This is a genomic window from Emticicia oligotrophica DSM 17448, assembly GCF_000263195.1.
Classification (GTDB): domain Bacteria; phylum Bacteroidota; class Bacteroidia; order Cytophagales; family Spirosomataceae; genus Emticicia; species Emticicia oligotrophica.
In genome coordinates this window covers 3,077,463-3,090,934 of sequence record NC_018748.1, presented here as the reverse complement: position 1 = coordinate 3,090,934, position 13,472 = coordinate 3,077,463, and the positions used below count along the sequence as shown (strand labels likewise).

Annotated in this window: 13 protein-coding genes; 8 read left to right on the top strand and 5 right to left on the bottom strand. The window is 36.1% G+C overall.

What is annotated here, in order from left to right; translation table 11 throughout:
• Positions 1 to 122 precede the first annotated feature (122 nt).
• The 4 genes from rpsT to EMTOL_RS12840 all read left to right on the top strand — a co-directional run bounded on the left by rpsT (position 123) and on the right by EMTOL_RS12840 (position 3,280).
• Positions 123 to 377, top strand: coding sequence for a 30S ribosomal protein S20 (gene rpsT, locus EMTOL_RS12855; RefSeq protein ID WP_015029726.1), 255 nt, complete (start codon positions 123 to 125; stop codon positions 375 to 377).
• A gap of 112 nt (positions 378 to 489) precedes the next feature.
• Positions 490 to 1,173: a RadC family protein gene (gene radC, locus EMTOL_RS12850; protein ID WP_015029725.1), complete on the top strand. Its 684-nt coding sequence runs from the start codon at positions 490 to 492 to the stop codon at positions 1,171 to 1,173.
• Between the two features lie 134 nt (positions 1,174 to 1,307).
• Entirely contained in the window at positions 1,308 to 2,927 is a 1,620-nt protein-coding gene (locus tag EMTOL_RS12845) for an ABC-F family ATP-binding cassette domain-containing protein (RefSeq protein WP_015029724.1), read from the top strand.
• A 68-nt stretch (positions 2,928 to 2,995) separates the two neighbouring features.
• Positions 2,996 to 3,280, top strand: coding sequence for a rhodanese-like domain-containing protein (locus EMTOL_RS12840; protein ID WP_015029723.1), 285 nt, complete (start codon positions 2,996 to 2,998; stop codon positions 3,278 to 3,280).
• 277 nt (positions 3,281 to 3,557) lie between these two features.
• Here the strand turns inward: EMTOL_RS12840 and EMTOL_RS12835 are convergent, their stop codons facing one another.
• Together EMTOL_RS12835 and EMTOL_RS12830 are read right to left on the bottom strand one after the other, a co-directional pair.
• Positions 3,558 to 5,210, bottom strand: coding sequence for a S41 family peptidase (locus EMTOL_RS12835; RefSeq protein ID WP_015029721.1), 1,653 nt, complete (start codon positions 5,208 to 5,210; stop codon positions 3,558 to 3,560).
• A 124-nt stretch (positions 5,211 to 5,334) separates the two neighbouring features.
• Complete coding sequence (locus EMTOL_RS12830) at positions 5,335 to 5,838, bottom strand: histidine phosphatase family protein (RefSeq protein ID WP_015029720.1); 504 nt, start codon at positions 5,836 to 5,838, stop codon at positions 5,335 to 5,337.
• A gap of 329 nt (positions 5,839 to 6,167) precedes the next feature.
• Here EMTOL_RS12830 and gyrB point away from each other — a divergent pair, with 329 nt between their 5' ends.
• On the top strand, positions 6,168 to 8,141 hold the full coding sequence (gyrB, locus tag EMTOL_RS12825; protein WP_015029719.1) for a DNA topoisomerase (ATP-hydrolyzing) subunit B: 1,974 nt from the start codon (positions 6,168 to 6,170) through the stop codon (positions 8,139 to 8,141).
• Between the two features lie 85 nt (positions 8,142 to 8,226).
• Positions 8,227 to 8,757, top strand: coding sequence for a DsrE family protein (locus EMTOL_RS12820; RefSeq protein ID WP_015029718.1), 531 nt, complete (start codon positions 8,227 to 8,229; stop codon positions 8,755 to 8,757).
• 44 nt (positions 8,758 to 8,801) lie between these two features.
• Here EMTOL_RS12820 and metF read toward each other — a convergent pair whose 3' ends face one another.
• Positions 8,802 to 9,761, bottom strand: coding sequence for a methylenetetrahydrofolate reductase [NAD(P)H] (metF, locus tag EMTOL_RS12815; RefSeq protein ID WP_041693557.1), 960 nt, complete (start codon positions 9,759 to 9,761; stop codon positions 8,802 to 8,804).
• A gap of 126 nt (positions 9,762 to 9,887) precedes the next feature.
• Here metF and EMTOL_RS12810 point away from each other — a divergent pair, with 126 nt between their 5' ends.
• Positions 9,888 to 10,721 carry an IS5 family transposase gene (locus tag EMTOL_RS12810; RefSeq protein WP_015027236.1) on the top strand — a complete coding sequence of 278 codons (834 nt, stop codon included), beginning with the start codon at positions 9,888 to 9,890 and terminating at the stop codon, positions 10,719 to 10,721.
• An 82-nt stretch (positions 10,722 to 10,803) separates the two neighbouring features.
• Here EMTOL_RS12810 and EMTOL_RS12805 read toward each other — a convergent pair whose 3' ends face one another.
• Positions 10,804 to 12,090, bottom strand: a complete 1,287-nt coding sequence (locus tag EMTOL_RS12805; protein WP_015029716.1) for an acetyl-CoA hydrolase/transferase family protein — start codon at positions 12,088 to 12,090, stop codon at positions 10,804 to 10,806.
• A 226-nt stretch (positions 12,091 to 12,316) separates the two neighbouring features.
• Here EMTOL_RS12805 and EMTOL_RS12800 point away from each other — a divergent pair, with 226 nt between their 5' ends.
• Complete coding sequence (locus tag EMTOL_RS12800; RefSeq protein ID WP_015029715.1) at positions 12,317 to 12,682, top strand: hypothetical protein; 366 nt, start codon at positions 12,317 to 12,319, stop codon at positions 12,680 to 12,682.
• Between the two features lie 41 nt (positions 12,683 to 12,723).
• On the opposite strand, the gene EMTOL_RS12795 is transcribed toward EMTOL_RS12800, so the two are convergent.
• On the bottom strand, positions 12,724 to 13,446 hold the full coding sequence (locus EMTOL_RS12795) for a Bax inhibitor-1/YccA family protein (RefSeq protein ID WP_015029714.1): 723 nt from the start codon (positions 13,444 to 13,446) through the stop codon (positions 12,724 to 12,726).
• Positions 13,447 to 13,472 lie beyond the last annotated feature (26 nt).

Below are 13,472 nucleotides of genomic sequence, written 5' to 3'. Positions count from 1 at the left end.
CTTCGCTTTGTGCGAAGCCTTTATTTTTTAGGAAAAATATTTTAGATTAAGTTTTTTGTTTCATATAAAATAGTTAATTTTGCACTCCAATTTCAGAATAAGACAATTATTTATAAAATACAATGGCAAATCATAAGTCAGCATTAAAGCGTATCAGAGCAAACGAAGCTAAGCGTTTGAGAAATCGTTACCAACATAAAACAACTCGTACTTTAGTTAGAAAATTACGTGGTCTTACTGATAAAGTAGCAGCTACAGAGTTGTTCAAATCAGCAGCTTCTGCTTTAGATAAATTAGCTCGCAAGAATGTTATTCACAAAAACAAAGCGGCTAACTTAAAATCAGGTTTAGCTAAGCATATCGCTTCTTTAGCTTAATTAGCTCTAAGATTTTCAATATTTTGCTCATGGAACACTTTTCTCCGTGGGCATTTTTTGTTTCAATTAGGATTTCGAAATCCATATTTCTTTTGCTGTTTCTCTATAAAAAATGATTAGTAAAATCTTATCTTGGGCTGAAGAAGACCGTCCGAGAGAAAAACTTTTACTGAAAGGTAAAGCTGCACTTTCGGATGCCGAGTTGATTGCTATCTTGATTGGTTCTGGTACAAGAGAACTATCTGCCGTTGATTTATCAAAGTTAATTTTACAGAGTGTCAATAATAACCTCCATGAATTAGCTAAGCTGAGTATCAACGATTTAATGAAGTTTAAAGGCATTGGCGAAGCTAAAGCCATTTCTATTGCCGCCGCACTTGAATTAGGCCGAAGAAGAAAAGATAGTGAGGTTCTAAAAAAACCGAAAGTGGGTTCATCATCTGATGCTTACGAGGCTATTCGCCCCTACTTAATGGACTTACAACACGAGCAATTTTGGGTTTTATTACTCAATCGAGCCAATGAAGTAATAAAACCACACCAAATAAGTATCGGAGGAGTGGCAGGAACGGTAGCCGACCCAAAGATGATTTTTAAAGCTGCTTTAGAATATTTAGCTTCGGCGATTATCTTGGTGCATAATCATCCATCAGGTAATTTAACTCCAAGTCAAGCTGACAAGGAATTAACTAAAAAAGTAAAAGAAGCAGGCAAAATGTTGGATATACCCGTACTAGACCATCTTATTTTTGGCGATAACGGCTATTTCAGCTTTGCTGATGAAGGGATTTTTTGAGTAATAAAGAATAATTTTACCCAAACGCTCTATTCTTTGTGTATAAAATATATTATTGTATTTCTTAAAACTTAAAAATAGAATTTTGAATTTTAATTAAACCTAGTTTAATTCTTCATTCTACACTAATTAAAATGCTTACAGTATCTAACATCTCACTTAGTTTTGGCAAAAGAACTCTCTTCGAAGAGGTAAATCTTAAATTCACGCCAGGCAACGTATATGGCCTTATTGGAGCAAACGGGGCTGGAAAATCGACGTTTGTAAAGATTCTTTCGGGCGACCTTGAACCAACAACGGGAAATGTAAGCATGGACCCAGGTGAAAGGATGTCGGTTTTGAAACAAAATCAAAATGCCTTTGATGAAGAAACAGTTTTAAACACTGTTATCAAAGGGAATGAGCGTTTATTTGAAATTATTGCCGAAAAAGATGCGATTTATGCCAAAACAGATTTTACCGAAGAAGATGGAAATCGTGCAGCTGAATTAGAAGCAGAATTTGCCGACATGAATGGTTGGGATGCAGAATCTGATGCGGCATCATTGCTTTCAGGCTTGGGCATCAAAGAAGATTACCATTATACGCTCATGGCTGATATGAACCCTTCAGAAAAAGTGAAGGTTTTGTTAGCACAAGCTCTTTTCGGAAATCCAGATATTTTATTACTCGATGAGCCAACCAACAACTTAGATATTGATTCTATTTTGTGGCTCGAAAATTTCTTGATGGATTTCAAGAATACCGTAATCGTAGTATCTCACGACCGTCACTTCCTCGATAACGTTTGTACATATATCGCTGACCTTGATTTTAAGAAAATTACGCTTTATGGCGGTAACTACTCTTTCTGGTATGAATCAAGCCAGTTAGCCGCTCGCCAAAAAGCCGACCAAAACAAGAAAGCTGAAGAGAAGAAAAAGGAATTGGAAGAGTTTATTCGTCGTTTCTCTGCCAACGTGGCTAAGTCTAAGCAAGCAACGGCTCGTCAGAAAATGATTGAAAAACTGAATATCGAACAAATTCAGCCTTCTTCACGCAGATATCCATACATCGGTTTCAAACCCGACCGCGAAGTTGGTGACCAAATTTTATTGGTTGAAAACCTCAGCTATAAACTTGAAGATGGCACATATTTGTTTAAAGATTTGAATTTTCAGGTTTCTCGCAATGAAAAAATAGCATTTTTGAGCAAAGATGGATTGGCAGTTTCGGCCTTATTTGATATTCTTTCGGGCGAAAAACAAGCAGATAGTGGTTCATTCAAATGGGGGGTAACAATTACTCATTCGTACTTACCAAACGATAATGCTAAGTATTTTTCCGATGGAAACCTTGACTTAGTAGATTGGCTCAGACAATATTCAGTAGAAAAAGATGAAACTTTTGTACGTGGTTTCTTAGGTCGTATGTTGTTTTCGGGCGAAGAAGCCTTGAAAAAATGTACAGTACTATCAGGGGGTGAAAAGCAACGTTGTATGTTTTCACGCATGATGCTTTCGGGTGCAAACGTTTTATTATTTGACGAACCAACCAACCACTTAGATTTGGAATCAATCCAAGCATTGAATAAAGGCATGGAAGATTTCCCGAGCAATATCCTTTTCACTTGTCATGACCACCAATTAACTCAAACGGTAGCGAATCGTATCATTGAGCTTACTCCAAAAGGTTGTCTGGATAAGTTAATGGATTTTGATACTTTCTTGACAGATGAGAAAATCAAAGGGCAACGTGATGCTCTTTATAAGTAATTGCATTTCAAAATTTGATATACTTTATGGCACACCCCACAAGCGTGTGCCATATTCATTTATAAACTATGCAAACATATACCGAAATCTCACAAAGCGAATTAGATGAAGTTCTTTCGAAACCAAAGACTATTTTGGTTGATGTAAGAGAGAATACTGAATTTGCAGATTTTAATATTGGCGGAATAAATATTCCTCCACATGAAATTACTGAACGTTTGGAAGAACTAAACGACTATCAAACAATTGTGGTTGCGTGCTCAAATGGCACCAGAAGTAGTATTGTAGCTCGTTTATTAACAAAAAAATTACCCGAGAAGGTAATTTTGCATTTGGAAGAAGGAATTTTTTGAGTGCTGAACCTCAAAATCCAGCACTCAAGATATGATTAAATTCCGTCGTAATCTCTTTCTTTCTTTACTAACCATTTACCAACAGCGAAAGATAACGCCATTAGAACGACAAAGAATGTGATTGCAACCCAAGTTGGATATTGATAACCGAACATAAGCGTACTAAGTTTAGATTTACCCTGCAAAAATACAACAAAATGAAAAAGTTAATAGACTTTTTCTAAAAAAATTACAAAACTTCTTGAATCAATTTCAGAAATGAAAAATTTAGCGTTTCTTACTTCCCTCCTTTCAGAATTGACTGATAACGTGGCATATCTTTAAATAATTTCAGAGCTTCCTGAACTTCCTTGTCACGGTCGAAAGCTACAAACTTCATTGCTTTTTGATAATAATAACGACTCAGAATTTCAGCTTCTAATTGCTCTTTGATATCTTCTTTGTTTTTTGCCAAATCTTGTAGCTTTCCTTGTTTGATTTTTTCACGCAAAGATCTGATTTGTTCTTGCACTAAATCCAATGAGTTTTCCTTTTTAGCCGATGCTTCTAAGTTATCAAGATTACGCTCCATTGTTGTAGTGTAAGTAAAATCTTTAGTTTTTAACCAATTAATAAAATCTTGATACTCTGCTTCCGTAAGCGTAAACTTCTCTTTTGGTTTTTGATTAGCATGTTCGAAGTAGTACTTAGTAGCATAATCGAAGATATAATTCTTTTGCAATAAATTCGCGGTTACTGCTGCCATAGTTGCCACTTCTGTTTTGATGTCTGGGTCAACTCCTCCACCATCGTAAACCGTTCGACCATTTTTTGTTTTAAAAGCTGTTTTTAAGGAGTCTGGTACACGTCCTACGCTACCATCTGGATTACGGTGGCTGTAATCTAATGCTTGAATACAACGGCCGCTTGGAATGTAATATTTAGCAGTTGTGATTTTCATTTTGGTATTATAACTCAAATCACGTGTTGTTTGTACTAAACCTTTTCCAAACGAACGTTGGCCGATGAGCACCGCACGGTCATAATCTTGTAAAGTTCCACTCACAATTTCTGAGGCAGAAGCACTCATACTATTAATAAGCACTACAATTGGCATTTCAGTATCGAGTGGAGCTTCCATAGCCATATATTTATGATTCCATTCGGCAACTTTTCCACGTGTTTCTACAATTAACTGGTCTTTGGGCAAGAAAGCATTACAAATCTCAACTGACATATTCAATAAGCCACCTGGGTTTCCACGTAAGTCTAGGATTAGTTTCTTCATTCCTTGACCTTTCAATTCAGTGAAAGCACCTTTCACTTCTTTCGCCGCAGTTGCTGTAAAATCGTTTAATTGAATATAACCCACTTCATCATTAATCATGCCTGAGTGTGGAACATTTGGTGTTTTCACGATGTCTCGCCCAACGACTAATTCAAGCGGAGAATTTTGTCCGTATCTTTTTACCGACATCTTGACCGTAGTACCAGTCTGGCCTTTCATTAATCGACCAATATCTACACCTTTACGATTCACTACATCAACACCATCAACTTTTACTATTTCATCTCCGATTTTCATTCCTGCCTTGTCAGCAGGTGAGCCTTCGTATATCATCACAACCACGTGTTTATCATCGCGGTGCGATACAGTTGCACCGATTCCATTGTACTTTCCGGTAGTCATGGTCATATAATCTTCAATATCATCTTCAGGAAAGAAATTGGTGTATGGGTCGAGTTGCTTCAACATCGACTCAATACTCATCCTCATGGCCTTATTCGGGTTAATTTCATCTACGTAGTAAGCGTTGAGTTCTTTAAACATCGTAGCGAAAATATCTAAGTTTTTGGCTATTTCGAAGTAACGGTCATCGTACTTAAAGGCAACAAAAGGTACCGTTAGGATAGCTAAAGCGATTAATGTAAATTTTCGTAGATTTTTCATTGATTGAATACTTTATAAAAGATTTTTGTAACACAATTACTTCGGCAATGCAATCTTGCAATTGTGTGCATCAAATAAGTTTAAAACTTATTTTACTTTAAACGCAAAACTTACGCAAAAGGTGTTACTGTGGCGAAGTTTTTCCGTACGTTTTTGCAAAGAAACGCATTTTCCTTACCGGAAAAAAGTTCCTTTCTACAATATAGAGATTATCGAAATCATTATCAGGTATATCAGAACGCAACGTATCTTTTTCGAGCAGACCGTTTACCACATATTTACAAGTATTACTATGCCCAACAATCAATACTTTTTTCCCTTTCATAGTCTTCAGTCTTTCAATAAAAACCCTCATCGAATCAGCGGGACTTGCTGCATAAACTTTTATTTGTTTACCCAAAGCATCAGCCAAAGGTTTGGCGGTATTTTGGGTACGCAAAAAACTGGTTGAGTAAATGTCTGTAATTTGCTTATTGAGCAATGCTTGCTTGAGGTCTTCGGCTCGTTCTTTACCCAGAGTACTCAGAGGTGGATTTGCCGAATTATCGACTTTTTCGGCATGTCGTGCAATATAAAAAGTTGATTTACACGAACTTAGAATTAATGCTAAAATAATAAACTTCTTCATAAATGATTGTCAATTAGTGTCTATGTTATAAGTTTTATCATTATTTAAATTTTTACCAAAAAAATGCTAAAAAAACGTCATTTTGAAGCATTTTGAGCATGGAATAAATTTTAAAAATCCGATATTTTTTTGTATCTTTACAACTAAATTAGACAAAAAACTGTGAGTAACAAACTTAAATACTCAGGTATAGGTTGCCAACAAAAAAGCACAGTTTTTTTACATCTTTTACTGTAGTTAAAAAAGTAAATTTTCGATATAAACTGTTTACTATTTTAAGATATTCTATTCGGAAAATCTGATAGTTAAATTTTTTTAAACAATTAATTATGGCAGAAAATCAAGAAGGCTTAGAGCCTCAGAAGTCAAAGGCAGATTATGGTGCGGAAAACATTCAAGTTCTTGAAGGATTAGAGGCAGTAAGGAAACGTCCGGCCATGTATATTGGTGATATTGGTGCCAAAGGACTTCACCACCTCATTTGGGAGGTTGTTGACAACTCAATTGACGAAGCCTTAGCAGGACATTGCGACACCATCAACGTAACAATTAATCCAGATAATTCGGTAACAGTAAAAGATAATGGCCGTGGTATTCCAACTGGAATGCACTCGAAAGAAAAGAAATCAGCTTTAGAGGTGGTAATGACCGTACTTCACGCTGGTGGTAAATTCGATAAAGATACCTATAAAGTTTCAGGTGGTTTGCACGGTGTGGGGGTATCCTGCGTAAATGCTCTTTCTACTCACTTACGTGTAGAAGTGCATCGTGAAGGAAAAGTCTTCGAACAAGAATATAGTATCGGAAAACCACTTTATCCAGTACGTGAAATCGGTACGGCAGAAGATACAGGTACGCAAGTAACTTTCAAGCCCGATAATAGTATTTTTACAGTTACTGAATATAAATACGAAACAGTAGCGAATCGTCTTCGTGAGCTATCTTTTTTGAATAAAGGTATCACAATTGTATTGACTGACCTCCGTGAAATAGACGAAGACGGAAATGCATTAACGGATACATTCTACTCAGTAGGCGGACTAGCAGAATTTGTATCTTATATTGATGCAGGCCGTGAGCGTTTAATTCCTGAACCAATGTTTATGGAAGGAAATAAAGATGGCGTTCCAGTTGACGTGGCCATGCTTTATAACACAAGTTACAGTGAAAATGTATATTCTTTCGTAAACAATATCAATACGCATGAAGGTGGTACGCACGTATCAGGCTTCCGTATGGCGTTGACTCGTACTTTGAAGAGTTATGCCGAGAAATCAGGTATTTTAGCCAAAGAAAAAATTGATATTAGTGGTGATGACTTCCGTGAAGGATTAACGGCGGTTATTTCAGTAAAAGTTGCCGAACCTCAGTTCGAAGGTCAAACAAAAACTAAATTAGGCAATAGCGAGGTAACATCGGCGGTAAGTGCTTGTGTAGCAGAAATGCTTGAAAACTATTTAGAAGAGCACCCAAAAGAAGCTCGTATAATTGTTGATAAAGTAATTTTAGCAGCCAAAGCCCGTATTGCAGCTAAGAAAGCTCGTGAAATGGTTCAACGCAAAAATGTTTTGGTTGGAACTGGCTTACCTGGTAAATTAGCTGACTGTTCAGAATCAGACCCAAGTATTTGTGAGGTCTACTTAGTTGAGGGTGACTCAGCGGGTGGTTCGGCCAAGCAAGGTCGTAATCGAGCTTTCCAAGCTATCTTGCCTTTACGTGGTAAGATCCTTAATGTTGAAAAAGCACAAGAGTTCAGAATTTACGAAAACGAAGAAATTAAGAATATATTCACGGCTTTAGGCGTACAAATCGGTAGAGATGGCGATGAGCGTGCCTTGAATACCGATAAACTTCGCTACCATAAAATTATCATCATGACCGATGCCGATATTGATGGCAGCCACATCCGTACGCTTATTCTTACGTTCTTCTATCGTTATATGAAAGAACTTATCGAAAGAGGCTACATCTACATTGCCCAACCGCCACTTTATTTGGTAAAGAAAGGAAAAGAGGAAGAATATTGCTGGACAGAAGAGCAGCGTGAATTAGCGGTGAAACGTTTAGCTGGTGCTGGCCGTGAAGATAGCGTAGGTATTCAGCGTTATAAGGGTCTTGGAGAAATGAACCCAGAACAGCTTTGGGAAACTACCATGCGACCAGACAAGCGTACTTTAAAGCAAGTAACGGTTGAATCTGCCGCTGAAGCTGACCACTTATTTGCCATGCTTATGGGCGATGAGGTTGGTCCTCGTCGTGATTTCATTGAAAGAAATGCAAAATATGCGAAAGTAGATATTTAATTGAAATCTAACATATTATTGATAAATTTAGGGCAGATAATTCACGTAGTTATCTGCCCTTTTTTTACTCTAAATATTCATAAACATGAACAAAGTACTTTTATTGTTATGTATTCTATTAGCCACTAAGGGATTTTCACAAACAAAAGTTTTTCCAGTGATTAAAAGTGGCGGCGGTATGTTTGAAGTACCCGAAGCAATACCAGTTGCCGATAAAAAAATGAAATATAAAATCATTGTTGATTTATCAAAAGCATCTGATAAGCCCGATTCAGTGAATGCTTCCTTAGATAAATTAGCCAGATTAGTAAACCTTCATGCGGAAGCTGGAATTCCTAAAGAGAATATTGATGTTGTTGGCGTATTTCATTTTTTAGCTACCCCAATTATTTTAGAAGATGAAGCTTACAAGAAAAAATTTGGTATACCCAACCCAAATACAACTCTAATCAATGAATTGGCGAAAAACGGAGTCAAATTCTTTGTGTGTGGACAGTCTTTGAGAGCAAGAAAATTAGTAGATGAAAAACGTAATGCCAATATCAAAGTGGCTCAATCGGCACTCATTACTTTTAGTACCTTTCAGAATAAAGGGTATGCGTTGATATTACCTTAAAAATAAAGTAGAGACGTTTCATGAAACGTCTCTACCTAGTATTATTAAAATACTTGTCTCGCAACTGCCATTGTAGTGTCAGACTTACTCATTGTATAGAAATGCAATGCTGGCACACCAAAATCAATTAATTCACGGCATTGTTGTACTGCCCATTCTATTCCTATTTGTTTAGCTTGTTTATCATTTTCACAGGCTAAAACTTCTTTTCTAAATGCTTCAGGAATGTCTAAATAAAACAATTTAGGTAAAATATCTAATTGCTTTTTAGTAGCCAAAACTTTCAACCCCGGAATAATAGGAATTGTAATTCCTTCTGCACGACATTTATTTACAAAATCAAAATACTTTTGATTATCAAAGAACATTTGCGTCACGATATAGTCGGCCCCAGCGGCTACTTTTCGCTTTAAATTTTCCATATCTTGCTCTAAATCTTGAGCTTCGAAGTGTTTTTCAGGATAAGCCGCTACTCCAATACAAAAATCACTGGCATTTAAGTATTCGGCATCTTCGTGCAAATACTTTCCTTGGTTCATATTTTTAATCTGACCAACCAATTCATTGGCGTACTGATGTCCATCTTTTTTGGGCTTAAAGGTATCATAAGGCTTAGCAAAATCACCTCTTAGGGCCAATACATTATCAATCCCCAAATAATTGAGGTCAATCAGTAAGTCTTCTGTATCATCTTTCGTAAATCCTCCACAAAGTACATGCGGCACAGGGTCTATTTTGAAACGATTCATAATTGATGAACAAATACCAACCGTACCTGGACGTTTACGCGTACGAATCTCTTTTATCGAACCATCAGGCATCTGTTTCGTAAAATATTCTTCACGATGAAAAGTTACATCAATAAATGGTGGCTTCAACTCCATCATTGGCTCAATGGCGTTGAGTAATTCATTGATATTCGTACCTTTTGTAGGCGGAATAATTTCTATCGAAAAAATAGGTTTCCCATTATTACTCTTTAGATGCTCGGTTACTTTTGCCATTTTATAAAAGATTGTTTTATCCTTATTTTTCGACAAAAATAGATATATTATGAGGTTGTTTAGTATTATAAAAAGATTCCCAAAATAGGTTGAATTTTGTGGTGCGAATCATCAAAAAGACCTACAGTGGAAATCTTGAGTAAAAATACGATTGAACAATATATATTACCAAATTTAAGTATTGGTTTACGTGGAAAAGAGTGTGAAATAGAACAGTTGACAGCTATTGTTTCAGCAATTTTATATCGTTTGAAAACAGGTTGTCAATGGCGTCAACTGCCAGTAAAGCAATTTTTTAATAATAAGGTTTTAACATGGCAAGGAGTCTATTATCACTTTAATGAATGGGTCAAGGACGGCTCTTGGACAAAAGTTTGGATAAATATTTTAGCATCAAACTATTCATATTTAGACTTATCTTGTATCCAACTTGATGGTAGTCATACACTTGCCAAACGTGGAGGTGAAGCTGTTGGGTATCAAGGTCGAAAAGCATCAAAAACAACTAATTTGCTCTTTTTAGCTGATAATCAGGGACAAATGTTGGCATGTGCCAGCCCACAAGAAGGAAAACACAACGACCTTTATAATATTCAGGAACTCTTTGAAGAACTGTGTCAAATGCTCATAAAAGCAGGAATTAATCTCAGAGGCCTTTTTCTAAATGCTGATGCTGGATTCGATAGCAAAGAATTTCGTCAAATTTGTAAAAATAAAGAAATTGAAGCCAATATTGATGTTAATTCTCGAAATAACAAAATAGAAAATCAATCTACTGAATATCAGCATTTTGATGAAGAGTTATACAAACGACGAGTACTCATTGAGCACGCTAATGCTTGGATGGATAGTTTCAAAGCATTACTTGTCAGGTTTGAAACGAAAGCAATTAACTGGGTGGCTTTAAATTTATTGGCATTCTCAGTTCGTTTTTTACGAAAAATTAAATATAAAAGTTAATCCTAAACAAGTTCTATTTATAAAAACAAATATTGGTAGTTATTTTATCTAAATACTAATCAATGTGTAGTTATTTTTTTCTTTAAAACATTGCTGAACTATAATGTTTAAAACGTTCGTAGGCCTCACGAGCCAATGTTTCTTGGTGAGCAGGATGAGCAATTTTAATTAATTCTCTAGCTCTTTCAACCAAATTTTTCCCAAATAAATAGGCAATTCCAAATTCAGTCACCACATAATGTACATGAGCACGAGTAGTTACTACCCCTGCACCTTCTTTTAAATGAGAAACGATTTTTGACAAACCTTTTGCAGTAGTTGCATTTAGAGCAATTATGGGCTTTCCGCCTTCAGAAAGGGCAGCACCTCTAATAAAATCCATTTGACCACCAACTCCAGAATACATACTATAACCAATACTATCAGCACAAACTTGCCCTGTAATATCAATCTCAATGGCACTATTAATTGCAGTAACTTTAGGATTTTGGCGAATAATAGAAGTATCATTCACATAATCAACACGCATCATTGTTACGAGGGGATTATCATCAACAAAATCATACAATTTTCTTGAACCACACATAAAAGTAGAAACAATTTTACCTCTATTCCGCTTTTTAAATTTACCTGTAATCACCCCTTTTTCAACCAATGGAATTATCCCATCAGAAAACATTTCTGTATGAATCCCTAAATCTTTGTGCTCTTCTAAAGCAGCTAATACCGCATTAGGAATACTTCCAATACCCATTTGAAGCGTTGCTCCATCGTCAACTAATGATGCAACATGTTGACCAATCTTTTTATGCTCAGGCGTTGATTCACCCCAAGAAACTTCGTGCAGAGGCTCATCAAATGGCACAAAATAATGAATTCGACTTGTATGAACTTGGGCATCACCCAGCGTACGAGGCACATTTTTGTTAATTTGTGCAATCACAATATCTGCGGAGTCAATCGCAGCAATGGTAGCATCTACCGAAGTACCCAATGAACAAAAACCACTTTTATCAGGTGTAGAAACCGAAATGAGAGCAATATTTAATTTAATGATGTTTTGGGTAAACAATCTCGGTATTTCAGATAAGAAAACAGGTATGTAGCTACCACGCCCTTCTGCAATGGCGGTTCTGGTATTTTTAGCTATAAAGAAAGCATTGGTGTGAAAGTTTTCGGCGTATTGTGGCTCGGTATAAGGTGCTTCACCCTCTGTATGCAAGTGATAGATTTCAATACCTTTAATTTCATTAACTCTTGCCACTAAGGCTCTAACTAAATGATGTGGTACGGCAGCTACACTATGAATAAAAATTTTATCTCCTGATTTAACAAATTTAAGAGCTTCGTCGGCAGTTGTGATATGCATAAGATTCGATTTTTGGGTGCAAAAAAACAGTTTTCAGTGCTTGTCATACATGATAAACATCATAGGGTAAGAAGCATATTATCAAGTTTTATCTCATTTCTAGCTTAATTAACCATTCATCAAATTATTTTCAAAAAGATTATTAAAATAATTATATTTACCGATGCATAATTTAGATAAAACAAATTATCTAAGATAAAATAACTTTCAATTAAATTAAATAATAATGAAGAAAATTGCACTATTCGTAATCTTAGGCATTTTTGCATGTAGCTTTGAAACTGTAGCACAAAGTACATCTACAACACCTGTCGCTGCCATTGATACCGTTGCGGCAAAAGCCTACGTTGGTAAATATAAGGTAAAAGAAGGACCTTTTGAAGAATTAATCGTTAGTATTCAAAACGGCAAATTATTCGGTGAAGCTGTTGGACAAGGCTCGGCAGAACTAGCACCTACAAAAGAAGTTGAGATATTTGAAGTACTAGGTTATGGCGGTACTGTAGAATTTATTAGAAATGAAAATAAGAATGTTGTAAAAGTCAAACTCTCAATACAAGGCAATATTATTGAAGCAGAGAAACAGCCTTAAAAATAGAAAATCCCCGCTAAGTGCGGGGATTTTTTTATATCTTACTTACGTGAAGCTAACTTCAATAAAAGCTTCAAAATTTCTAAATATAACCAAATAATCGTAACCATTAGGCCAAATGCGGCATACCATTCCATGAATTTTGGTGCTTGCATTTCAGCACCTTTTTCAATCAAATGAAAATCAATAATGAGATTCATGGCTGCAATAGTAATAACTATCAATGAAAAAATGATTCCAATTAAGCCTCCTTCATGAATATATGGTATAGCTACCCCAAACATATCTAAAATCCAAGTAAGCATATATAAGAGAAAAACTGCACCAGTAGCAGCCGCAACACCAAAAATAAAACCTTGTGTAGCCTGTAAGATTTTAGTTTTATATAAAAACCACATCACAAATACTACCCCAAAAGTCAACCCAGCGGCAATTAATGCAAACTCTTGAAATATGGCAGAAATAGCTCCGATTGCCAAGCCTTCTAGCAGAGCATAGGTAGGTGCTAATTGAGGTGCCCACTCTTTCTTAAACGCTAATACAATTGCACATAGAAGCCCCCCAATGCAACCTGCAGGAATAAGCATAGGTGCAATACTCCATCCTTGCATAAGGCCTATCCAAGAAACAGCCGATGAAGCTCCGAGAATCGCTAGTAAAATACCAACCTTTGTAAGAGTTGACTCAACGGTCATTACCTCTTGGCGGTCAAAAGAATAGTCAATATTAGTAAATGTCTTTTCTGAAAATGCTGGATTTGCCATAAAATAATGTTGGTTTAGTTTTGATA